This is a genomic window from Cellulosimicrobium sp. NPDC057862 (genome assembly GCF_042797035.1).
GTDB lineage: Bacteria > Actinomycetota > Actinomycetes > Actinomycetales > Cellulomonadaceae > Cellulosimicrobium.
The window spans coordinates 53168-76386 of sequence record NZ_JBHVMH010000003.1 but is presented as its reverse complement, the minus strand read 5'-3'; the positions used below and the strand labels follow the sequence as shown (position 1 = coordinate 76386).

Below are 23219 nucleotides of genomic sequence, written 5' to 3'. Positions count from 1 at the left end.
CTATCACTGTGAATCCTCCTGACCCGACTTCGTCCGCCCTCAACGTCGGCGCCCGCCTACCTCGCGTCCGCGCGTCCGAGCTGGTTGGTCGTGGCTGGTTGAACACCGGGGGGATGCAGCTCTCGCTGGCTGACCTACGGGGCCGTGCGGTTCTGTTGGATTTCTGGACGTTCTGCTGTGTCAACTGCCTGCACGTCCTCGACGAGCTGCGCGAGCTCGAGGAGGCGCACCGCGACGTGCTGGTCATCGTCGGGGTGCACTCGCCCAAGTTCGAGCACGAGGCGGACCCGGCGGCGCTCGCGGCCGCGGTCGAGCGGTACGAGGTGCACCACCCCGTGCTCGACGACCCCGAGCTCGTCACGTGGTCCGCGTACGCCGCGCGCGCCTGGCCGACGCTCGTCGTCGTCGACCCCGAGGGCTACGTCGTCGCGCAGATGGCAGGGGAGGGCCACGCGTCCGCGATCGCCGCCCTCGTCGACGAGCTCGTCGCGGAGCACGACGCCAAGGGCACGCTCCACCGGGGCGATGGCCCGTACGTGCCGCCCGCACCGTCGTCGGGCACGCTTCGCTTCCCCGCGAAGGCCATCGAGCTGCCCGGTGGGAACCTCCTGGTCGCCGACGCCGGGCACCACTCGCTCGCTGAGCTCCTGCCCGACGGCGAGACGCTCGTCCGGCGCATCGGGTCCGGCGAGCGCGGCCTCGCCGACGGCGGCCCCGACGACGCGCGGTTCGCCGAGCCCAACGGGCTGTGCCTCGTCCCCGAGCAGGAGCGTGAGGCGTACGGGTTCGACGTCCTCGTGGCGGACACGGCCAACCACGCGCTGCGCGGCGTGCGCCTCGCCGACGGCCGGGTGACGACCGTCGCGGGGACGGGCGAGCAGTTCATGGTCGGCGGCGTGGAGAACGTCGTCCTGGCGGACGAGGGCGGCGCCCGCCGCCTCGGGCCGTTCGATGCCTTGGCCACCTACGTCCCGCTCGACGTGAAGCTGTCGTCACCGTGGGACGTCGCCTGGTCCGACGAGCTGGGCGGCTTCGTCGTCGCGATGGCGGGCCACCACACGCTCTGGGCTTTCGACTGGTGGAAGCTCGGTCTGCTGGCGGGGACGATGAACGAGGGCCTGGAGGACGGGCCGGGTGCGTCGGCGTGGTTCGCCCAGCCGTCCGGGCTGGCCGTCGCGGTGGACGGCGCGATGTGGGTCGCGGACTCCGAGACGTCGGCCCTGCGTCGTGTGACCGGGCTGGGCGGGGGCGTCGCCGTCGTGCCCGAGGGTGTCGAGGTCCGGACCGCCGTGGGGCAGGGCCTGTTCGACTTCGGCCACCGCGACGGTCCGGCCGAGCAGGCGCTCATGCAGCACCCGCTCGGCGTCGCGACGCTGCCGGACGGGAGCGTCGTCGTCGCGGACACCTACGACGGCGCGCTCCGCCGGTTCGCGCCGGCGGCCGGTGACGCCGGGAGCGTCGGGGACGACGCTGCGGGAGTCGGCGCGGACACGCGCCTCGCCGGCGAGGTCACGACCCTGGCGACGGGCCTCGCCGAGCCGAGCGGCGTCGTCGTGCAGGTGGGCGAGGGCCCGGACGGCGAGCCGCAGGTCCACCTGCTCGTGGTCGAGTCCGCGGCGCACCGGCTCACGCGCGTCGCGCTGCCCGCCTCGCTCGCGGGCGAGGTGCTCGACGGCGGCGCGCACCGTACCCAGCGGCCCGTCACCGACATCGAGGCCGGGCCGCTGTGGCTCGACGTCCCGTTCGTCCCGGCGCCGGGCCAGAAGCTCGACGACAGGTTCGGACCGTCGACGGAGCTGCGCGTGAGCGCGACGCCGCCCGAGCTGCTGCTGTCCGGGGGCGGGACCGGCGTCGAGCTCGGACGCGACCTGGTGATCAACCCCGAGATCCGCGAGGGCGTGCTGCACGTGACCGCGCGGGCGGCGTCGTGCGACGTCGTGCCGCTGGGCCCGGACGGCGAGCCCGACCCCGATGTGTTCCCCGCGTGCCACCTCGCCCAGCAGGACTGGGGAGTCCCGGTGCGGGTCGTCGACCGCGGCGAGCCGGGCGACGTCCCGCAGCTCACGCTCCCGCTGCGGGGCTGACGAGTCGCCGCGCCGTCCGCGCGGCCCGCGACGACCCGGTGAACCTCGCTGCCCAGTCGCGGAACGTGCCGTCCTCGACGACGGCGCGGCCGACGCGCGCGGACTCCTCCTCGAGGCGGTCGAGGAGGGAGGAGAGGCCGCGCGTGCCGCGATCGAGCCGGGGGAGGAGCCGCACGAGCACGTCGACGACCGCCGCGCGCGCCCCCGGGCCCACCTCGGCCGCGTCGCCGAGCGAGGGTCCCCAGCGCGTCACGGTCGCGGCCGGGGCGAGCAGGGCCATCGCGTCGGCGAGCTCGGTCGTGCCGACGCGTCCGGGGACGACGAGGGCGGCGAACACGTCCGCCGCGCGGATGCGGTCGGTCTGCTCGCGCGCCGCGAGACCCGCCGCGACCGTCGATGCGGCAAGGGCGCCGGTGCGTCCCGGATGGGTGAGCAGGGCGTCGAGGACGATCGGGACGTCCGGCTCGCGGGTGGACCACGTCAGCGACGCGTCGAGCACCGAGCGCACGCCGGCCACCAGGAAGTGCTCGGCGTCGTGCGGGAACGTCGTCGCCGCCCACGCGTGCCAGTCTGCGAGATGGTCGGTCTCGTAGTGCCGGATCGTGCGGCTCGTCACCGCCGGCGGTTCGGTGTACGTCGTCGCGTACGGCGACTCGCGGGGGACGGCGACGGTGAACCGCCAGTGCGTCTGTCCGTACGAGTGCTCGGCGCGCGGTCGGACGCTCGCGGTGACCGGCAGGCCGCGACCGGTCGTTCCCAGGCCGGCCTCGACCAGCACGGGATCGATGCCGAGCGGGTCTCTTGCTCGTGCCGCCGCGACCCACCACGCGGCGAGACCGCCCTCGATGTCGCGCCGGACGTCGTCGCTCGACGGCGGCGGCCCGCCGAGTGCGTGCACGACGACCCGGGAGAGTGCCGGGTCGGCAGAGATACCTGCCGCTCGCCAGGCGCCGAGCGCCGACGGACGCCCGTCGGCGTGGAGGCGCAGCAGGGCGCCCACCAGGTCGTGGTGCCTCGGTGATGCCGGTGCGCGCAGCGTGGCGAGCAGCCGGGCGACGAGGACGTCCGGAGCGACCCACGGACCCGAGGTCGGCGTGGCGAGCAACGGGGACCTCGGAGTGCCGCCGGTCATCGTCGAGCCGATCTCGGCGAGTCGAGCGCGGAGGAACCCGGTCTCCACGGGAGGCGCGACGCCGTACGGGTCCGGCGGGAGCGGAATTCCGCACGCCGTGAGAACCAGCTCCGCGACGGCCGCGGCGACCGGAGATCCCCACTCGCCACCCTGCCTGTCTCGTTCGGCCACCGTGCGGGCCCGCCGCGCGAGGGGTGCGAGGACCGACGCATCACCGACGGCGGAAAGAGCCGCGAGGACCTGCTCCACCTCGAGCGGGTCCGATGCGTCCTCGAGCAGCGCTGCCGTGCGCTCCAGCAGCTCGTCGGCGGAGACCGGGCCGGGCAGGCGGAGGGACGGCAGCGACCACTCCGGAGGATCGGCGGGCGACGGGTCGAGGGCAGCGGGCGGTGGCGAGACGCGGGCGGCGAGGGTCGGATGGACCGGTGCTCCGAGCGCGCGGTCGAGCGCCACGGCTCGTTCCAGGACGTCGAGCGCGCGTGCCTGCACGTCCACGTGCGGCTGGTCCAGCGCGCGGACCGCCGTGTCGACGACGGCCGGGTCCTCGGGAAGGCGGGCGGCGAGGGTCTCGAGGAGCCGGACGGCCTTCGTCGCGGTGCCCTTGCCGGCCGTAGCGAACACCGCGCCCAGGCCGGCGGCGACGCTCCGGTCGTCGAGGATCCCCGCCTTCTCGACGTCACGTAGCCGGTCGACGGCGAACGTCACCGATGCCGGAACGGTCGACCGGGCGACCGCGAGCAGCGCAGCCTGCCGGGCCGCGAGCTCGTCCGGCGTGGGGAGCAGGGCGGTCAACGTGCGCGAGAACCACCCGGCCTGGTACGCGCCGAGGTCGCTCACGAGCGCATCGAGGCACGAGTCGAGCACCCGCCCGCGGTCGACCGTGCCGTCGTCCACGAGCTCGACGACCGTGGCGCACCACGACCCGCCGCCGTACTTGTCGGCGTTCGTCAGGCTGACCTGCCCGCCACCCTCCACGGTGAACATCGGCCAGAAGCACCGATCGAGCATCGCCGGGTCCTCGCGCAGGGCGCGTGCCTGGAGCCTGCCGTCAGCACTCCAAGCGCTCAAGCCGCCGACGAACGCGAGCACGTAGTCGGAGTCCGGCACGAGCGAGACGACTTCGAGTCGTTCGAGCGTGCGGATCGTGAGGAACTCAGGAGCCGAGAGCAACGTCTCGGCCATCTCTCCGAGGCGCCAGCGCACGGCACTCTCGAGCCATCGAGGCGGGTTGTCCGACGGCGTCGCCGGACGCCGGCCGTCGGCCAGCATCTCGAGCGCGTCGCCGACCGCGCGCCACGTGTTCATGGCGCGCTCCCAGTCGCGGTCGACGGGCTCCGAGCGAGCAGCACCGCCGCGCTCGCGGAGGAGTCCGAGCACGTCGGCGCGAGCGACGCCGTCAAGGCGCGAGAAGGGCACGGCGGCGTACATGGTGAGGAGGATCGCACGGCGCGCCGACATCTGTCGTCGACGGACGTCGTCGTGCCGCTGGGGGCCCGGGTGACCGTTGCGACGACCATGTCGGCCGGTGCCCCTACGCTGCCGCCATGTCCATCGCGACGGAGCAGACGCTGACGTACCCGCGGCCGTCGCTGCTGCGCCCGGGAGGGGTCGGCAACGAGCTCCTGCTGTCGACGAGCGGGGGCGTCTCGTCGTCAGGGTGGACCGAGCACCCGGTCTTCTTCGACGGCTTCCTCGGGCACCCCGAGCAGAACGCGGTCGCGCTGCTCGCCGTCGCGCGCGTGGCCCGCACGCGCTACTACTCCCCGCCCGGCATGGTGGCCGCCGCGATCCGGGCCGCTGACCCCGTCGTCACGAGCAACGGCGACCGGCTGCGGTTCGAGAGCTTCTCCGCGTGCTGCGGCGTGTCCGCGCGGCTCGACCTGCTCCCGGGCAGCCTGGACGGCCCGGCGCTCGCGACGGGAACCACGAACGTGGACTTCAACCCGCCCGTCCGGGAGGCGCTCGTGCGCGTCGGTGCCCGCGACCCGCTGCACCTCGCGGTCGGGGAGGACGTCGTCGTCTCGACGCTGGACCGGACGGTCATCGAGAGACGGGTGCCGCTCCCGGAACGATGGCTGCGCGGTTTCGCGGAGGCGCAGGTGGCGGCAGCCGCCATGGAGCTCGCGATCGACGTGCCAGCGGCCGAGGCCCGCCGCTTCCTGCGCACGCTCCCGAGGACGCCGACGCGCGGGACGTTGTGGGTCACGAGGGTCGCGTCAGGGCTTCGGCTCGCGAGCCGACCCTCGGGGCCGAGCGTGGGGATCTCCGGTGTCGAGCGGTTGCGGGCGATCGAGCCGTTGCTGCGGTTCGCCCGCGGGCTGCGCGTGTACACGGGCGCCAGCGGCGGCCCGGAGCCCACCGCGAGCCTGTGGGAGGTGGAGCTCGAGGACGCACGCTTCGTGCTCGTCCTGAGCCCCGACCGGCCTCGGGGGTTCTCCGGAGAAGGCGGGGTGCTCGCGGACCTCGCGGACGGCGCGGCCGTCGACGACGCGGACCTCGTCGCCGCGCTGCTCGCATTCGAGCCGGTCGTCGACGTCGACCGGTTGGCGCGCGAGGCCGACGTGGACGTCGACCGGGTCCGCCGCGCGCTGTCGCGGCTGGGTGCGGCCGGCCGGGTCGGGTTCGACGCGGCCGAGGGCGCGTACTTCCACCGCGAGCTCCCCTACGACCGCGACGCGATCGACCGGATGCACCCTCGTCTTCTCGGCGCCCGGGCGCTGGTCGCGGACGGGGCGGTCCGGTGGGTCGAGAGTGGCACCACGCGCTCTGGCGCCGGCGAGCGCACGGCGCACGTGCGCAGCGGCGACGTCGAATACGTCGTACGGCTCGGTCCTGCGGGCGACCGGTGCACGTGCCCGTGGTTCGCGAAGCACCGCGACTCGCGCGGTCCGTGCAAGCACGTGCTCGCGGCCCGGACAGCGGGGGCTTCATGACCAGTCACATGGTCGCGTCGGTCGAGTACGAGGACCTGCGCGCCCGGATCACCGGGCGGGTGCCCGCGGAGGACGTGGTGGCCTTCCTCGCCCCGCTGACCGAGCAGGACCGTGCGCGGCTGGGTCGGGGTCTGCTGGCCGATCTCGACCGGAACGAGGTGGAGCGCGCGACGCTGGAGCACCGCGCGACGTTCCTCGCCCTCCTGGGCTGTGCGACGAGCGTGCGGCAGGTCATGACGAACGTCTGGCGGCTCCGTGCCGAGCAGGCCGACGTCGACCTCGCCGTCCGGGTGCTGACGGACCGCTCGCCGTCGTGGCTCGGCTCGTTCGCGCAGGCCGCGACGGACTCGGACACTGCGCACGACCTCTGGGCGCTGACCCGCGCCCTCGTCCGCGCTGGATCGTGCGACCGACCCTCCGGCACCGGGTACCTGGAGACCCTGGTGACGGCCGGTGGGGAGCTGCGCGGCGGTGTGCTCGGACTGCTCCGCGACGATCCGGCGCTCCTCGACCGTGAGCTGTGGGACGTGCTCGCGGAGGAATCCCTCGGGCGTCGGCTCGCCTGGGCCGACTCCTCCACCACGCATCACGAGCGCACGTGGCAGCACGCGCTCGTCGTGCTCCAGGTGCCCGACGGGGAGCCCGACGGGTCACCGTCGGTCGACCGTACGCGGCTGCTGGACGCGGTGCTCGACGCGTGTCTCTCCGACCGTGCAGCCGTGGACCTGCGGTGGTTCGTGGGGCTGCACGACGCCCTCTCCGTGACCGACGACGAGGTCGCCGCGCAGCAGGCACGCTACCTTCGGGGACTCGCGAGCGAGGTGGCCGTGGTGGTGAGGCTGGCACAGCGCGCGCTCGGCCGCCTCGTCGACGCCGGTCTCGACGTCGACGCGCTGCTGGAGATGAGCCACGCGGCGCTGGAGCACCGGACGAAGGGCGTCGCCCAGGCGCAGCGCACGCTCCTGTCGAAGGTCGCGCGGGCGCGCCCGGAATACGCCGACCGGGTCCGGGGGCTTCTCGAGGGTGGCACCGCGGAGCCGGTACGGGTGCAGGTGCTCGAGCAGCCGCTCGGGGAGATGCCGCTGCCGGTCGCTCGGCGCGTGTCCCCGGTCGAGGACCCCGAAGAGCTGGTGGAGGCGGCAGCGCGTGCGCTCGAGGAGCCGTGCGAGATCGTCACTCTGGAGCGCGTGCTCGATGGCGTCGCGCGCCTGGCCGGTACCGCGCGACCCGCCGGCGCGGAGGCTCTCGCCGCCCGCGCCGAGTCGATCCTGGAAGAGTCCTGGCCCGGGCCGTGGCAGGGATGCGCCCCCGGTGCCGACGTCGCTGCGCTCGTCCTCGCCTGGCTCCGTCGAGCGCGACCACCGGAGCAGCCGCGTTACCGGGACTGGCTCGTCGTGCCGTACCCGTGGCGTCCGGGGCCATCCTTCGTGCTGCCGCGGGTGCGGCCCGGAGACTCGCTCGGCGTGTGGTGGTCGACCCGAGTCCGCGAGGTCGCGGTCCACGCCGCGAGCGGTGCGCCGGGCCGTCCGCTGGTCGCGTTCCCCGCGACGGAGGACGGGGCCGTCGACGTCGCGTCGGTGCTGGACCGCCTCGCGCGGACCCCGGGGGACGCGAAACCGTTGCCGTTCGACACCGCGCTGGCGGCGTTCCGGTTCCGGGATCCGGGTGACCTCGCCGCCTTGCCGCAGCACCCGTCTGGCGCGGCGCTCGCGCACGACGTCGCGCGCCTGCGTGCACACGTCCCCCGGTGGGAGTCTGCAGAGCTCGAGGTGCCGGTCGACGCCCTCGACGGCCCGCAGGCCACGATCGTCTCGTGGCGCGACGTCTCCGGACCGGACGCCCGGCAACGCGGGGCCGACGCCCTCGACGCGCTTCTCGTGGGCCGCGAGCACCCGCGGCAGTACCCGGCCGAGACCCCGACCCTGTGCACCCACGCGTGGCCGTCCATGGTTCCCCACCACCCCGACATCCTCGCGGCGCACGGCCACGCACCGCTGCTCCGGGCCGTGCGGTCCAGGAGGTTCCCCGCTCCGGTGCTCGCGGCGCTCGGGAGGGCGTCGCGCACGGGCCCGGTCGTCACCTCCGCGCTCGTGCTGGGCATGTCGGCGAAGGACCCGGCGGGACGTCTCGCCGCCGTCGACGCCGTGGCCGACCTCGCGGCGACGGGCGGGCTGGACGGCGTCGAGCTGGGGCGCGAGATCGGACGGCACGTGACCTCAGGCATCGTCGTCGCGGGCCGGGTGGGGCGGGCGCTCCAGGACGTCGGCCGCAGCCACGCGCGAGCGGCCGACGCCGTGGTCGACGCGGTCGAGACCGTCCTGCCAGAGCTCGATCGGCGCCCGGACACCCATCGGTTCGTCGCGGCGCTGGCCGACTCGGCGCTGGCGACCGCTCGCACGGCCTCGTTGCCCGAGGAACTGGCCGCACTTGCCGTCGGGCGTTCCCGGAGCGTCCTTGCCCAGGAGTGCCGGAGAGTGCCCCGAGACGAGGCCTCCGTGCAGCGGCAGACCCGCTCAGGCCCCACATCCCGCTCTGTGGCTCGTGACGCCGTCGAACCCGGGACTGCTCCCTAGCGAGGGTCGCTCGTGGGGAACGACCCCGGGTTCGGCGCGGCGCGGCGGCGTCAGCCCCAGGTGAGGAGCTCCTCGCCGTGGGCGGCCCACGCGCCCACCTCGGCGAGCGAGGTCACGTCATCCGGGGCGGCCTCCAGCGCCACCACCGGGCACACGGCCGAGCGGCCTCCGGCACGGACGGCCTTCGGGTCCCACGAGACGAGGACGGTGCCGCGCTCGACGTGGTCGCCCTGCGCGACGTGCGTGGTGAAGCCCTCGCCGCCGAGCTGGACGGTGTTGATGCCGAGGTGGACGAGGACGGCGCGGCCGTCGTCGTGCTGGACGACGAACGCGTGCGGGTGGAGCTTGACGACCGTGCCCGTGATGGGCGCGACGGCCTCGCCGCCCTGCGCGTCGTCGGGCTCGACGGCGAGCCCCGGCCCGACGAGGCCCGCCGAGAAGACGGGGTCGTCGACGTCGGCGACGTCGATGACCGTGCCCGTGACGGGCACGAGCACCGTGAGCGGCGCGGCCATCAGCGCAGGTCCTCGATGTCGGAGGCGATGTTGTCGGCCTCGGGGCCGACGATGACCTGGATCGCGGCACCCGAGCGCACGACGGCGATCGCCCCGGCGGCGGTCAGCGTGGCGTCGTCGACGAGCGCCGGGTCCTCGACCTCGACGCGCAGGCGCGTGATGCACGCCTCCAGGTCGACGACGTTCGCGTCGCCGCCGAGGCCTCGGAGAATCTGCTCTGCCTTGCTCACGGGTGCTCCTCGTGGTCGTGCTCCGGCCGGGGCCGGGTCAGGTGTCCCGGCCGGCTGCCGTGCCGGTCGGGGTGCGCGGGGCGCGCGGGTCGGGACGCCGTCGTCGGCGTGGTGCGACGGCGGTGGTGCTGCGGTGGTGCCGGGCCTCACATGAGATCGGCGAGGTCGGACGCGATCGTGTCGACCTGCGGGCCGACGACGACCTGGACGACCCGGCCGTTCACCATGACGCCGAACGCCCCGGCGCGCCGCAGGAGCGCGGCGTCGACGAGCGCGGGGTCCTTGACGAGCGATCTCAGCCGGGTGGTGCACGGGTCGATCTCGTCGATGTTGGCCACCCCGCCGAGGCCGGCGAGGATCGTCGCGGCGCGCTCTGCGTCGGACTGTGTCATCGGTCGTTCCCTTCGGTCGCCCGGGCCGGCACTGGCACGGGGTCGAGGTGGTCGGTGGGCGTCGGGTCGGTGGTGGCCGCCGCGGCGGCCGGGTCCGCAGGGGCGGTGGTCGACGCCGGGGAGCCGCCGGTGCGCGGCACGAGCGTCGGGCGCGCCTCGCGCAGCGGGACGAACACGCTGTACCGGTCGCCGCGGTAGCTGGACCGCGAGTACATGAGCGGCGCGTCGCCCGCGAACGTGCGACGGACGGTGCGCATGACGGCCCGCGACGCGCGCAGCCCGAGGAGCTTCTGCTCCTGGACCGTCGCGTCGGAGGCGGTGATCGTGTCCTCGCCCCACGTCGGGGCCAGGCCGCGCTCGCGCAGGGCGCCGTACAGGCTCTCGGGGACGCCGTCGTCGAGCAGGTCGGGGGCGAGGTCGACGGGGATCCACGCCTCCTCGACGCTCATGGGCGAGCCGTCGGCGGAGCGCAGGCGCACCACGTGGTGCATGGGGTCGCCCGTCGCGCGCCCGAGCGACTCGGCGACCGACGCCGGCGCGGGCGCCGTGCCGACCTCGAGCACGTCGGTGCCCGGCTCCATGCCGCGGCGTCGCGCCTCCTCGCCGAACGTCGTGAGGCGCATCTCGAAGTCCGCGCGGGGCGGGGCGACGAACGTCCCGCGGCCCTGCGAGCGCTCGAGCACGCCCTCGGTGACGAGCGCGTCGATCGCCTGGCGCACGGTCATGCGGGAGACGCCGAACTTCTCGGTCAGGCTGCGCTCGGACGGCACCGCGTCGCCGACGGAGAGCTCGCTCGCCACGAGGTCGGCGAGGTAGGCGCGCACCGTGAGGTACTTGTGCTCGCTCGCCTGCGATCGTGACCTGCTCATCGTCGTGCCGCGTCCCTTTCCTGCCGTCGGTCCCGTGTCCGTGCCAGCGTCCGTCCCTGGTCCGGGCGGGCGACCCTGCGTCGGTGCCTCGATCTCCACGGGGCAATTGTCCGCCCTGCGACCTGCGCCGACGCGGGTCGCGGACCTGTCCGTGTGTCCCGGGTCACCTCCGGGGGTTGACACATCATGAGGTCTAGACCACTCTTCCTGCAAGTGGTCCAGACAACCGGACCAGATGTCCGGCACGACGAGCCAGGAACGACCCCCAGTCGTCCTCGGCGTGCCCGGAGACCGGCAACGACGCCCGTACGACGTCGCGCCACAGCTGCCGCTCGACGCACCTCGGCCTGCGCCCCAGGCCCACCCAGGAGGAGAACGACACATGACCACCGTCGCCGAACCGACGAGGACGAAGAAGGGGGTGCCCGGCTTCGCGCAGCTCCAGCGCGTCGGGCGCTCGCTCATGCTGCCCATCGCGTCCCTGCCCGCGGCGGCGCTGCTGCTGCGCCTGGGTCAGCCCGACATGCTCGGCGCCGACGGCGTGGCCGGCACCTTCGCGTGGATGCAGCCCGTCGCCGACGTGCTCGGTGCGGCCGGCAACGCGCTGTTTGCCAACCTGCCGATCATCTTCGCCCTCGGCGTCGCGGTCGGGTACGCGAAGAAGTCCGACGGCACGACGGGCCTCGCGGCCCTCATCGGCTACCTCGTCTTCAAGGGTGTCAGCGACTCGCTCTCGCCCTACGTGCTCGGCAAGCCCGCCGAGGGGGACGCGCAGGAGCTCATCAACTACGGCGTGCTCGGTGGCATCGTCATCGGTCTCACGGCGGCGCTGCTCTACCAGAAGTACTACCGGATCAAGCTGCCCCCGTACCTCGCGTTCTTCGGCGGGCGACGCTTCGTCCCCATCATCACCGCGGGTGTGTCGGTCCTCATCGCCGTGGTCGGTGCCCTGATCTACCCGGCCTTCGACTGGCTGATCAACGACCAGATCGGCGGGTTCGTCACGGGCTCGACCATCCTGGGCGCGTTCATCTTCGGCACGCTCAACCGCCTGCTCGTGCCGATCGGACTGCACCACCTGCTCAACTCGCTGCCGTGGTTCCAGTTCGGCGAGTACACCTCGGCGGACGGCACGGTCGCGCAGGGAGACATCTTCCGCTTCCTCGCGGGCGACCCCACCGCCGGGACGTTCCTCACCGGCTTCTTCCCCATCATGATGTTCGCCCTCCCGGCCGCGGCGCTCGCGATCGTCCACACCGCCAAGCCGGCCCAGCGCAAGGTCGTCGCGGGCATCATGGGCTCCGCCGCGCTCGTCTCGTTCGTCACGGGCGTCACCGAGCCCCTCGAGTTCGCGTTCGTGTTCGTCGCCTACCCGCTCTACGTCATCCACGCGGTCCTCACCGGGACGTCGCTCGCCCTCGTCAACGCGCTCGGCATCCGCGACGGCTTCGGGTTCTCGGCGGGCGCGATCGACTACCTGCTGAACTTCCGGATCGCGGAGATGCCGCTCCTGCTCATCCCGATCGGCCTCGGGTACGCGGCGATCTACTACTTCCTCTTCCGCTTCGTCATCACGCGCTGGAACCTGCGCACCCCCGGCCGTGAGGACGACACCGACGGCGCCGTCGAGGCGACGGGAGCCGCGAGCGCGACCGACGCCCCGGTGGCCGACGCGCCGACGTCCGAGGTCTCGGTGACGGGGCGCGACGACCGCGCCCCTGGTGGCACCGAGGCCGACGTCCCGAGCCGCACCGGCTCGGGAGGCGGAGGCACGGCGTGACCGTCGCCGACGACGCGACGCGCGCACCCGCGCGGGTCTCCGACCCGGGGCTGACCGGCGTGCCGGTCAGCCCCGGGCGGGGGGCGGGGACGGTCGTGCGCATGCCCGACCCGGTCCCCGAGCCCGCTGCGGCCCCGCTCGCCGCGGACAGCACGGACGCCGACGTGGACCTCGCGGTGACGCAGGTCCTCGCGGCGGTGACGACCGTCCAGGAGGACCTCACGGCGCGCGCCGCGCGGGCCGAGGGCACCGCGGCGGAGGTGCTGGGCGTGACCGCCGCGATGGCGGCGGACCCCGCGCTGGCGCGCGACGCCGTCGGGCGCGTGCGCGAGCAGCGCTCCACCCCGGCGCGCGCCGTGTGGGACGCGGCGGGCGTCGTCGTGGGGCAGCTCGAGGCGCTCGGCGGGCTCATGGCAGAGCGGGCGCGCGACGTGCGCGACGTGCGCGACCGGATCGTCGCGACCCTGCTCGGCCTGCCCGCGCCAGGGGTGCCCGACGGGGGGCACGCGTTCGTGCTCGTCGCGGACGACCTCGCCCCCGCGGACACCGCGCAGCTCGACCCCGGGCGCGTGCTCGCGGTCGTGACGCGCGGTGGCGGGCCGACGTCGCACACCGCGATCCTGGCCCGCGCCCTCGGCATCCCGGCGGTCGTGGCGGTCGAGGACGCGCTGACCCTGCACGACGGCGACACGGTGCTCGTGGACGGCGGGCTCGGCACGGTCGAGCGGGACCCGTCCGCCGAGGACGTGGCGGCGGTCGTCGCCGCGCGGGGGGCGCAGGGCGAGCGCCGCCGGTTCGACGGCGAGGGCCGGACGTCGGACGGTCGCCGCGTCGAGCTCCTCGCCAACGTGGCGAACGGCGAGGACGCGCGGGCCGCCGCGGAGGCGGGCGCGGAGGGCGTGGGGCTGTTCCGCACCGAGGTGTGCTTCCTCGGCCGCACGGTCGAGCCGACGATCGACGAGCAGGTCGCGGCCTACCGCGAGGTGCTCGCGGCGTTCGGCGGCCGCAAGGTCGTGGTCCGCACGCTCGACGCGGGCGCGGACAAGCCGCTGCCGTTCGTCACGCCCGAGGCCGAGCCCAACCCGGCGCTCGGCGTGCGCGGCCTGCGCACCGCGCGCCGCCACCCCGAGGTGCTCGACCGCCAGCTCACGGCGATCGCGCGCGCGGCGGCGGCGGAGTCGGCCGACGTGTGGGTCATGGCGCCGATGATCGCGACGCCCGACGAGGCGGAGTCGTTCGTCGCGCTGTGCGCGGACCACGGCCTCCGCACCGCGGGCGTGATGATCGAGGTGCCCGCAGCGGCCCTCGGGGCGCGCTGGGTGCTCGCCAAGGCGTCCTTCGCGAGCATCGGGACGAACGACCTCACGCAGTACACGATGGCCGCGGACCGCGAGGTCTCCGACCTCGCGCGGCTCTCGACGGCCTGGCAGCCGACGGTCCTCGCGCTCGTCGGGGCGACCGGCTCGGGCGCGGCGCTCAACGGGCGCCCGCTCGGCGTCTGCGGCGAGGCCGCGGCGGACCCGGTGCTCGCGCCGGTGCTCGTGGGGCTCGGCGTGACGTCGCTGTCCATGACGCCGCGCGCGCTGGCCGACGTCGCGGCCGTGCTGGCCGCCACGACGTCCGACCAGTGCGAGGAGCTCGCGTTCCTCGCGCTCCAGCAGCCCACGCCCGACGCCGCCCGCGCGGCCGTCCGGTCCCGCCTCCCGATCCTGGCCGAGCTGGGCCTCTAGCCCGCGCCCTGCACTGCTGCCGAACCCGGGGGTGTGGTCAACCCAGGTGCCGAACCCGGCGACATCCCCGGGTTCGGCGCCGAGCGTGACCACAACCCCGGGTTCGGCGCGTTCGTCGGCGGTCATGTGCAATCTAAGGGTTGCGCATGGCAGTTGACCGACTTACGGTGAGATGCAACTAGTTGGTTGCACGATCGGACGGACGGGAGAACGGCGATGGTGGACATCCTGCACAGGGTGGGCGTCGAGGGGGTGGCGCCGGAGGCGGTGTACCGGGCGCTGACGACGGTCGACGGCCTCGCGGGCTGGTGGACCGAGGACGCGACGGGGAACGAGGACGTCGGGGAAGTCCTCGCGTTCCGGTTCCCGCCGATCGGCGGGTTCGACATGGAGGTCGTCGAGCTGCGGCCGTCGGAACGGGTGGTGTGGCGCGTCGTCGACGGGCCGGAGGAGTGGGTCGGTACCACCGTCGAGTGGAGCCTGCGCCAGGACGGCGACTGGACGATCGTGCTGTTCGGTCACCGCGGCTGGGCCGAGCCGGTGGAGTTCATGCACCACTGCAGCACCAAGTGGGCGTCGTACCTCCTGAGCCTCAAGGCGCTCGCGGAGACGGGTGCCGGCGCGCCCGCGCCGCGCGACGTGCAGATCAGCGACTGGCACTGAGCGCGGGGCACGGGTCGGGCCCGCCGCGCGCGGGTCGGGCCGCGGGCGACGGGCCCGACGTGCTCAGGCGACCTCGGTCTGCTCCAGGAAGGTCGCGAGCGCGTCGATCGACGCGCTCGCGTCGTCGCCGTCGGCGTCGGTCGAGAGCACGACCTCGTCCCCGGCCGCCACGCCGAGCGTCATGACGCTGAGGATGCTCGCCGCCTCGACGGCGTCGCCGCCCTGCTTGGCGATCCGCACGGGCGCGGGCTGGGCGGCGGCCGCCTTGACGAACAGGGCGGCGGGGCGGGCGTGAAGGCCCTCGGTGATCGCGACGACGACGGCACGGTCCATGGTTGCTCCTCCGGCAGACAAGTGGTCTGGACCAGTGCATCCTAGGGGAAAGGCCCGCGGAAGGCGAGGGGCCAAGGGCCCTCCGTCCCGCAGCGTCGTCCGTGCCCTCACGGGGCCGCGCCGTCGGGGCGACCGGCGGCGGACGCGCCCGTCACACGTCCCGCGTCGTGCGTGCCCCGTCCCGCCGGTCGAGCGTGGAGCGCGCCGCCGCGAGCCGCGCGATCGGGACCCGGTACGGCGAGCACGACACGTAGTCGAGACCGATCTCGTCGAACAGCGCGACGGACGCCGGGTCGCCGCCGTGCTCTCCGCACACCCCCGCGTGCAGCCCCGGCCGGGTGCGGCGCCCACGCTCGAGCCCGACGTGCACGAGCTCGCCGACCCCGTCGCGGTCGATCGTCGCGAACGGGTTGGTGCCCACGACCCCCGCCTCCAGGTACGCCGTGAGGAACGACCCCTCCGCGTCGTCGCGCGAGATGCCGAGCGTCGTCTGCGTGAGGTCGTTCGTGCCGAACGAGAAGAACTCCGCGTGCTCCGCGATGCGGTCGGCGACGAGCGCCGCGCGCGGCAGCTCGACCATCGTGCCGACGGAGTAGGGCAGCGGGGCGTCCGCGCCCGCGAGCTCCTCGGCCATCGTCGCGTCGACGACCTCCCGCATCCGGCGGAGCTCCTCGGAGAACCCGACGAGCGGCACCATGATCTCGACGCGCGGGTCGTGCCCGGCCGCGCGCACCGCGAGGGCCGCGCGCGCGATCGCCCGCACCTGCGTCGCGGCGATCTGCGGGTGCAGCAGCGCGAGCCGCACGCCGCGCGTGCCGAGCATGGGGTTCGTCTCGCTCAGCCGGCGCACCTGCGCGAGGAGGCGGCGCGCCCGGGCGAGCTGCGCCGTCGTCTCCCCGCCGCCCGCCGCAGCGGCCCAGCCCTCGAAGACGGCGTCCGTCCCGTGCAGCGGTGCGCCGGTGTCGCCGACCTCGTCCTCGAGCCGCTGCACGAGGAGCGACTGCTCGACGAGGTCCGGCAGGAACTCGTGCAGCGGCGGGTCGAGGAGCCGGATCGTCACGGGCAGCCCGGACATCGCGGCGAAGATCTCCTCGAAGTCGGCCTGCTGCATGGGGAGCAGGCGGTCGAGCGCGGCGGCGCGCGCGGCGTCGGTCTCGGCGAGGATCATCTCGCGCACGACGGGGAGCCGGTCGGGCGCCATGAACATGTGCTCGGTGCGGCACAGCCCGATGCCCTCGGCCCCGAGCTCGCGCGCCTTCGCGGCGTCCTCGCCCGTGTCGGCGTTCGCGCGCACGCCGAGGCGCCGCACGTCGTCCGCCCAGCCGAGCACGACGCGGAAGTCGTCCGTGACCTGGGGCGGCACGAGCGGCAGCGCGCCCGCGTAGACGTCTCCCGTCGTGCCGTCGAGCGTGATCGTGTCGTCCTCGGCGAGCACGTGGTCCCCGACGAGGACGCGGCGCCCCTCGACGTCGATCCGCAGCGCACCGGCCCCCGCGACGCACGGCTTGCCCATGCCGCGCGCGACGACCGCCGCGTGCGAGGTCATGCCGCCGTGCGCCGTGAGCACGCCCTGCGCGGCGATGACGCCCGCGATGTCGTCCGGGTTCGTCTCCCACCGCACGAGCACGACCGCCTCGCCAGCCTTGCCGCGCTCGGCCGCGGTCTCGGCGTCGAGCACCACGCGGCCGACGGCGGCACCCGGGGACGCGTTGAGCCCGCGCGTGAGCGGGGTCGCGCCGTGGCCGGGGTCGAGCGCCGGGTGCAGGAGCTGGTCGAGCTGCGCCGGGTCCAGCCGCCGCAGGGCGGTGACCCGGTCGATCACGCCCTCCTCGACGAGCTCGCGCGCGACGCGCAGCGCGGCCTGCGCGGTGCGCTTCCCGGTGCGGGTCTGGAGGAGGTAGAGCGCGCCGTCGTCCACCGTGAACTCGATGTCCTGCAGGTCGCCGTAGTGCTGCTCGAGCCGGTCCATCGTCGCGCGCAGCTCGCGGAACGCGTCGGGCAGCACGGTCTCCATCTCGGCGAGGGGTCGGGGCGTGCGGATGCCCGCGACGACGTCCTCGCCCTGCGCGTCCACGAGGAACTCGCCGTAGAGCTCCTTCGCGCCCGTCGACGGGTCGCGCGTGAAGCACACGCCCGTGGCCGACGTCGCGCCCTTGTTGCCGAACACCATCTGCATGACGTTCACGGCCGTGCCGAGGTCGTCGGGGATGCCGTTCGCCCTCCGGTACACCGCGGCGCGCGGGTTGCCCCACGACGCGAAGACGGCGTCGACCGAGCGCCGGAGCTGCTCGCGCGGGTCTGCCGGCAGGTCCTCGCCCGTGTGCTGGCGCGCGACCGCGCGGAACGTCGCGACGAGCCCGCGCAGGTCGTCCGCGCCCAGGTCCGTGTCCTGCGCGACGCCGCGGCGCGCCTTGAGCGCGTCGAGCTCGTCCGCGAACGCGTGGGCGGGCACTCCCTCGACCACCTCGCCGTACATCTGCACGAACCGCCGGTAGGAGTCCCAGGCGAAGCGCGCGTTGCCGGACTCGGCCGCGAGCCCCTCGACCGAGTCGTCCGAGATCCCGAGGTTGAGGATCGTGTCCATCATCCCGGGCATGGAGAACACCGCGCCCGAGCGTACCGACACGAGCAGCGGCCGCTCGCGCGCGCCGAGCCGTCGTCCCGTGCGCTCCTCGAGCGCGTCGAGGTGCGCGACCACCTCGTCCCACAGCCCGGCCGGCCACGAGCCGCCACGCTCCATGGCCGCGACGCACGCCGCCGTCGTCACGGTGAAGCCGTCCGGCACGGGCACGCCGATGCGGCGCATCTCCGCGACCCCCGCGCCCTTGCCGCCCAGCAGGGCGCGCATGTCCGCGCGGCCCTCCGCGAGGTCGTAGACGTACCGGTCGCTCATGGCTGCTCCTCGTGGTCGGTGGCGGTGGCCGCGCGGGGTCCTGCCCGACGGCGGTCCGCCGGCCGGGTCTGCGGGGTCGCCCGGGCGAGGTCGTCGCCCGGGGGCGGTGTGGCGCCGTCGGGCGCGAGGGCACGACGCCGTGCGGTCACCAGCTCGACGACGCGCCCCGCGGCCTCCTCGAGCGCGAGCGTCGTCGTGTCGAGGACGGGGCAGCCGAGGCGCCGCTGGAGCCGGGAGACCTCGTCGAGCTCGTCGTGGATGCGCGCGAGGTCCGCGTACCCGCCGAGGGCCGTGCCGCCCGGGCCGCCGTGGCCCGCGACGCCCATCGCGTGCACGCGGCGCTGCCGGACCTCGAGCAGGCGCTCAGGGTCGATCGTCAGGCCCACGACCTTCCAGCGCTCCGCCTCGAACAGCTCGCGCGGCGGTGCGACGCCCGGGACGAGGGGGATGTTCGCGGTGGGGTAGCCGAGGTAGCCGAGGTACATCGACAGCGGGGTCTTTCCCGTCCGCGACGCCCCGACGAGCACGACCTGCGCCTCGTCGAGCCCGTCGGTGAGGTGGCCGTCGTCGTTCGCGACCGCGAACTCCATCGCGTGGATGCGGTCGAAGTAGTCGGCGGCGAGCCCGACGGGCTGCACGACGCGTGCCGGCTGCGCGCCCGTGCGCGCGGTGAACGCGTCGAGGGCGGGCGCCAGCAGGTCGGCGCACGGGACGTCGAGCGCCGCGCACGCGTCGAGCACGCGCGTGCGCAGCACGTCGTCGACGACGGTGCAGAACACCACGGCCGCGGCGGGGTCGGCGCGGAGCTGGGCGACGACGTCGTCCACGCCCTGCGGGGTGTGCAGGCGCGGGTGGCGCACGACGCGGACCGTCTGCCCGGGGAACTGCGCCTGCGTGGCGCGCGCGACGCGGGTCCCGGTGTCTCCCGTCGAGTCCGCGACCACGTGGATGTCGATGACGCGCGCCGTCGCCGCCATGACCCCAGGCTAGGCGGGCCCCGGGCCGCGCTGCATCCGCGAGGCGTCCGACCACCCCGGTGGCGACGGACGGACGAGCGGTGGCGCCGTGGGACGACCTCACTACGGTGGACGCCGGGCGGACGACGTGCGTCCGACAGCAGGGGGGAAGAGCATGCCGGAGACGGTGATCACCATCAGGTCCGAACGGGGCGGCGCGCGGCGCGGCCACGGGTCGGCCGACGCGCCCGCAGGCAGGGTGCTCCAGTTCCACGGCTGTACCGACGGCTGCTGCCCGCCGCCCGACCTCCACGTCGCGGGCGTCGCGGGGTCGGTCGTGGCGGACCGCGACGGGTGGCGGCTCGCCAACCGGAGCGCGGTGATGCCGCTGCGCGTCTGGAACCTCGACGACCCCCGCGACCGGCTGCGCCTGCTGCCCGGGTGCGCGACGGCGCCGCCGTTCGACCTCGCCGGGATCGCGGGGGCGGCCGGTCACGTCCTCACGGTCTTCGGGCCGGAGCAGGCCGCCGTGACCGACGCCCGGTGCGTCGGCCACGTGCGGGAGTCCTGGGGCCTCGACCCGGGCAGCCGACGCCACGCGGTGATGACCGCGCTCGTCGCGGACCGGATGCGCGGTGACGGCACCGTCCCGATCCCCACTGCCCGGGCGATCGGGGTGCGGCTGGGCATCTCCCACCGGACGGTGCAGGAGCACCTGGTCCAGCTCGCCGAGCAGCTCGGGGTGCCCGACCCGGGCCACCGGCGTGCGGGCTGGATCCAGGAGGCGCTCGTCGAGTTCGCGCTCCTGCACCCCTACGTCCCGGCACCGGGCTCACGGGCTCCCTGGTAGCTCCTCGCCGCCAGGTGCCGAGCCCGTGCTGTACGGGTTGGGCGACCGCCGCGGCACGGGCACCCTGGACGACGTCGCGGCGCCGCGGCACCTGTCCAGCACAGTCGAGCAAGGGGGAAGAGGATGTTCGGAAAGCTCCGGAAGCCGGTGGCCGCGGTCGCACTGACCGCCGCTGTCGTCGTCGGCGGGGCTGGTGCGGCCTACGCCACCGTCGCGTACGTGGGCGGTGGCACGTGGAGCTACGGCACGGGCGGAGGCGAGGTCTGGTCCGACTACTACCACGGCGGCAAGTGCCACGGTTCGTCGGTGCAGGGGACCTACTACGAGAAGGACTACGCCAGCGCCGGCTACTGGTCGCGGGCCGACGCGCCGGACCGCTGGTGGGCGGTGGACCAGTCCTGGTACGACACCTCGTGCTGACCTGACCAGGTGGGGCCGGGCCGCGCGGCGGCTCGGCCCCACCTGTCGTGCCCTTGGAAGCCGCCTGTCCCGGAGAGTGCCCCATGCTGCCCCGACTCGTCCGTCTCGCCTACGTGCTCGGCGTGATCCTCCCGACCGTCCTCGCGCTGCAGCTCTTCTTCGTCTTCGACGGGACCGAGGGTGCGGGCGCGCAGTTCCAGGTCGTGGCGCAGTCGATCGCCGCCGACGGCCGGGTGTCGACGACCGACCTCGCGTCCGTGCTCCAGGAGACCGCCACGTCGACGGGCTCCGACGTCGGCAGGATCGTCGTCGACGTCAGCGACCCGACGCACCGCAAGCACCTGTACGCGGTCGTCGGGCGGGAGGGGGGCGAGGTGGCCCAGCGCGTCGCCGACGGCTATCGACACTTCAACCCTCGGACCGAGGAGGACTACCGGCCGTTCGTCGAGGTCGGCGACGTGGACCCGCGCGGGTACTACCTCGTGTGGGGCGACCGCGCGGACGCGGAGGCGGTCGTGGCGGCGATGGAGCAGGTCGGCCTCACCGCGGAGCTCGCACCCTTCACGGGCGGCGTCGTCGACTTCCTGACGGACCCGGCGGTGATCCTGGACCCTGTGATCGGGACGGCGGCGGCCGTGTCGGTCCTCGCGCTCATGGTCATGGTCGGGGGCGGCGTGGCGATGAGCGCGCAGAGCTACGGCGTGCAGCGGCTCCAAGGACGGTCGTTCGGTGTCGCGGTCGGGCGCGACCTGGCTGAGGTCGGGAGGTTGCTCGCCGTGACGTTGTGCGCGGTGGCGCTCGTCGGCGGCGTCGCGCTGTGGTTCTACAACCGGGGCGCGCGCTCGGGCGAGCTCGTCCTGATGATCGCCGTCGCCGTCGCGCTCGTCCTCGGGGTGATCCTGCTGACGCACCTGGCCGCCGCCGGGCTCGCGTTCCGGGTGCCGATCCTCGCGGCGGTGAAGGGGCAGTTCTCGGCGGGGTGGGCCCTCGTCGGCATCCTCGGGGTGCGCGTCGTGGGTGTCCTCCTCGCCGCGAGCGTCGCGTTCGCGACCGTGCAGGCGGCGCTCCAGGTGTCGGACCGGTCCGCTGCGCAGGAGCGGTGGTCGTCGGACCCGGACGCGGTCTACGTCCAGATCTCCGGGCAGATGGGCGGCGACGACCCTGAGGTGGAGGCTCGGTACGGTGCGATGGCCCACGCAGCGGTGGACTCCGGTGACGCGGTCCTGGTCGACGACGTGACGCAGGACGTGGCGGCGGTCGACCCCGCGACCGGTGCGCCGCAGCGCGGCGGCGGCTCGGCACCGTGCCCGGTGCTGCTGGTGAGCGACTCCTACCTCGCCCGCCAGCAGGTCCTGGACCAGGGCGGCGCGCCCGTCACCGCCGTGGCCGGCGACGCCGTGACGGTCCTCGCGCCGCAGGTCTGTCAGGCGTTCGCGCGTGAGGACGTGCCGACCGTCGTCACGGGGACGAGCGACACCACGGGCACCGTCACGATCATCCACCGGGAGATCGCCGCGGACCAGGACCAGTTCACCTACGGCACCGTGCGCAAGGTGCGGGACGCGGCGCTGCTGCACGACGCGGTGCTGGTCGTCGTCCCGCCCGACGTCGACGTGCTCTCGGACGCGTTCTACGGCGCGTACCTCACGCAGGGCAACGTCGTCTTCGGCGACGCCGAGACCGCAGGACGATATGTCACGGAGCACGAGGTCGGACCCATCGTCAACGGCATCTGGTCCGCGCGCGACTACGCGGCGGCCCAGTACGCCGAGGTCGTGTCGAACCTGCGGATCTCGCTGCTGAGCCTTCTCGTCTCCGTCGTCGTGCTGGTCGTGACGGCGGTGAGCGTGAGCGCGGTCCACGTCCGCCGGTCGGCGCAGCTCGTGTACGTCCGCTACATCACGGGCTGGCCGCAGTGGTACTCCCACCGCCTGGTCCTGACCCTCGAGCTCGTCCTGGCCGCGACCGTGGTCGGTGCGGGGGCGTCGGCGGCCGCCGCGCCCCAGGCCCTGCGGTTCCAGGCCGCCGTCTTCGCCGGGCAGGCGGCACAGTGGCGCGTCGGGATCGCCGTGGCGGTCGCGCTCCTGGCCGTCTGCTCCGCGCTCGTCGGTCTCCGCCGGGCGACCGCCCGGTTGATCTCCACCCGCTCCGCCGACTCCTGACACGACCCGTCCGACGGCATCGGCACCCGGTTCCGCGAACGCCAACGAGAAGAGGTATCCGACATGTCGTCCGTCGTCGTCGAGGGCGTCACCAAGTCCTTCGGCAGCCGCGTGCTGTTCGAGGACCGATCCTTCGTGGTGGAGCCGGGACGGATGACCGCGCTCACCGGCCCGTCGGGCTCGGGGAAGTCGACCCTGCTGAACTGCGTCGGCCTGCTCGAGAAGCTCTCGGCGGGGTCCATCACGGTGGACGGCCGGGACGTCACCCGCCTTCGGCCGACCGGCGCACGCCGTTTCCGCCGTGACACGCTCGGCTACCTCTTCCAGAACTACGCCCTGGTGGAGAACGCGTCCGTCCGGGCCAATCTGCAGATCGCCCGCGCGCCCGGCCACCGCGGGGACCTGGGGGTCGGCATCGAGGAGGCGCTCAAGCGCGTCGGCCTGGACGGCACGGAGCAGGTGCCGGTCTTCCAGCTCTCCGGCGGGGAGCAGCAGCGGGTGGCTCTGGCGCGGCTGCTGGTGAAGGCGCCGACCGTCGTCCTCGCCGACGAGCCGACCGGCGCGCTCGACCAGGTCAACGCGGACATGGTGCTGGACGCCCTGCGCGACCTGGCAGCCGGGGGAGCGGCGGTCCTCGTCGCGACGCACTCCCGCCACGTCGTCGACGCGTGCTCCGACGAGGTGCAGATCGGCTGACGTCTCCC

The 23219-nt window shown here is 74.5% G+C and carries 18 protein-coding genes; 10 read left to right on the top strand and 8 right to left on the bottom strand.

Annotation, left to right across the window (positions count from 1 at the left end; all coding sequences use genetic code 11):
• Positions 1-8: 8 nt before the first annotated feature.
• Positions 9-2084, top strand: a complete 2076-nt coding sequence (locus ACFVN3_RS05860; protein ID WP_378231571.1) for an NHL domain-containing thioredoxin family protein — start codon at positions 9-11, stop codon at positions 2082-2084.
• Here the strand turns inward: ACFVN3_RS05860 and ACFVN3_RS05855 are convergent.
• Positions 2062-4674 (bottom strand): DUF6493 family protein, encoded by a 2613-nt coding sequence (locus tag ACFVN3_RS05855; RefSeq protein ID WP_378231569.1) that lies wholly within the window; start codon positions 4672-4674, stop codon positions 2062-2064. The two genes, ACFVN3_RS05860 and ACFVN3_RS05855, sit on opposite strands and share 23 nt — an antisense overlap.
• Before the next feature lie 86 nt (positions 4675-4760).
• On the opposite strand from ACFVN3_RS05855, the gene ACFVN3_RS05850 reads away from it, so the two are divergent.
• Together ACFVN3_RS05850 and ACFVN3_RS05845 are read left to right on the top strand one after the other, a co-directional pair.
• Positions 4761-6149 (top strand): SWIM zinc finger family protein, encoded by a 1389-nt coding sequence (locus ACFVN3_RS05850; protein ID WP_378231567.1) that lies wholly within the window; start codon positions 4761-4763, stop codon positions 6147-6149.
• Positions 6146-8722 (top strand): DUF6493 family protein, encoded by a 2577-nt coding sequence (locus tag ACFVN3_RS05845; protein WP_378231565.1) that lies wholly within the window; start codon positions 6146-6148, stop codon positions 8720-8722. The genes ACFVN3_RS05850 and ACFVN3_RS05845 overlap by 4 nt, the downstream gene beginning before the upstream one ends.
• A 50-nt stretch (positions 8723-8772) precedes the next feature.
• Here the strand turns inward: ACFVN3_RS05845 and ACFVN3_RS05840 are convergent, their stop codons facing one another.
• The 4 genes from ACFVN3_RS05840 to ACFVN3_RS05825 all read right to left on the bottom strand — a co-directional run bounded on the left by ACFVN3_RS05840 (position 8773) and on the right by ACFVN3_RS05825 (position 10728).
• Complete coding sequence (locus ACFVN3_RS05840; protein ID WP_047231876.1) at positions 8773-9237, bottom strand: PTS glucose transporter subunit IIA; 465 nt, start codon at positions 9235-9237, stop codon at positions 8773-8775.
• Positions 9237-9467: a PTS transporter subunit EIIB gene (locus tag ACFVN3_RS05835; RefSeq protein ID WP_053369276.1), complete on the bottom strand. Its 231-nt coding sequence runs from the start codon at positions 9465-9467 to the stop codon at positions 9237-9239. Before ACFVN3_RS05835 ends, ACFVN3_RS05840 begins: the two co-directional genes overlap by 1 nt.
• A gap of 146 nt (positions 9468-9613) precedes the next feature.
• Positions 9614-9859: a PTS transporter subunit EIIB gene (locus ACFVN3_RS05830; RefSeq protein WP_024839826.1), complete on the bottom strand. Its 246-nt coding sequence runs from the start codon at positions 9857-9859 to the stop codon at positions 9614-9616.
• Positions 9856-10728 carry a GntR family transcriptional regulator gene (locus ACFVN3_RS05825; RefSeq protein ID WP_378231561.1) on the bottom strand — a complete coding sequence of 291 codons (873 nt, stop codon included), beginning with the start codon at positions 10726-10728 and terminating at the stop codon, positions 9856-9858. Before ACFVN3_RS05825 ends, ACFVN3_RS05830 begins: the two co-directional genes overlap by 4 nt.
• A gap of 382 nt (positions 10729-11110) precedes the next feature.
• Between ACFVN3_RS05825 and ACFVN3_RS05820 the strand changes: the two genes are divergently transcribed.
• The 3 genes from ACFVN3_RS05820 to ACFVN3_RS05810 all read left to right on the top strand — a co-directional run bounded on the left by ACFVN3_RS05820 (position 11111) and on the right by ACFVN3_RS05810 (position 14901).
• A complete protein-coding gene (locus ACFVN3_RS05820; RefSeq protein WP_378231556.1) occupies positions 11111-12508 on the top strand; it encodes a PTS transporter subunit EIIC in 1398 nt (465 codons plus the stop codon).
• Entirely contained in the window at positions 12505-14238 is a 1734-nt protein-coding gene (gene ptsP, locus ACFVN3_RS05815; RefSeq protein WP_378231553.1) for a phosphoenolpyruvate--protein phosphotransferase, read from the top strand. Before ACFVN3_RS05820 ends, ptsP begins: the two co-directional genes overlap by 4 nt.
• A 216-nt stretch (positions 14239-14454) precedes the next feature.
• Positions 14455-14901, top strand: coding sequence for an SRPBCC domain-containing protein (locus ACFVN3_RS05810; RefSeq protein ID WP_378231551.1), 447 nt, complete (start codon positions 14455-14457; stop codon positions 14899-14901).
• Between the two features lie 63 nt (positions 14902-14964).
• Here ACFVN3_RS05810 and ACFVN3_RS05805 read toward each other — a convergent pair whose 3' ends face one another.
• The 3 genes from ACFVN3_RS05805 to ACFVN3_RS05795 form a co-directional block, all read right to left on the bottom strand.
• Positions 14965-15234, bottom strand: coding sequence for an HPr family phosphocarrier protein (locus ACFVN3_RS05805; RefSeq protein WP_378231549.1), 270 nt, complete (start codon positions 15232-15234; stop codon positions 14965-14967).
• 151 nt (positions 15235-15385) lie between these two features.
• Entirely contained in the window at positions 15386-18127 is a 2742-nt protein-coding gene (gene ppdK / locus ACFVN3_RS05800; protein WP_378231547.1) for a pyruvate, phosphate dikinase, read from the bottom strand.
• Complete coding sequence (locus ACFVN3_RS05795; protein WP_378231545.1) at positions 18124-19104, bottom strand: pyruvate, water dikinase regulatory protein; 981 nt, start codon at positions 19102-19104, stop codon at positions 18124-18126. The genes ppdK and ACFVN3_RS05795 overlap by 4 nt, the downstream gene beginning before the upstream one ends.
• A gap of 154 nt (positions 19105-19258) precedes the next feature.
• Here ACFVN3_RS05795 and ACFVN3_RS05790 point away from each other — a divergent pair, with 154 nt between their 5' ends.
• The 4 genes from ACFVN3_RS05790 (at position 19259) to ACFVN3_RS05775 (ending at position 23211) form a co-directional block, all read left to right on the top strand.
• Complete coding sequence (locus ACFVN3_RS05790) at positions 19259-19933, top strand: hypothetical protein (RefSeq protein ID WP_378231542.1); 675 nt, start codon at positions 19259-19261, stop codon at positions 19931-19933.
• 123 nt (positions 19934-20056) lie between these two features.
• Positions 20057-20353, top strand: coding sequence for a lactococcin 972 family bacteriocin (locus ACFVN3_RS05785; RefSeq protein ID WP_053369280.1), 297 nt, complete (start codon positions 20057-20059; stop codon positions 20351-20353).
• An 83-nt stretch (positions 20354-20436) separates the two neighbouring features.
• Positions 20437-22515 (top strand): bacteriocin-associated integral membrane family protein, encoded by a 2079-nt coding sequence (locus ACFVN3_RS05780; RefSeq protein WP_378231540.1) that lies wholly within the window; start codon positions 20437-20439, stop codon positions 22513-22515.
• Between the two features lie 63 nt (positions 22516-22578).
• Positions 22579-23211: an ATP-binding cassette domain-containing protein gene (locus ACFVN3_RS05775; RefSeq protein WP_378231537.1), complete on the top strand. Its 633-nt coding sequence runs from the start codon at positions 22579-22581 to the stop codon at positions 23209-23211.
• Positions 23212-23219 lie beyond the last annotated feature (8 nt).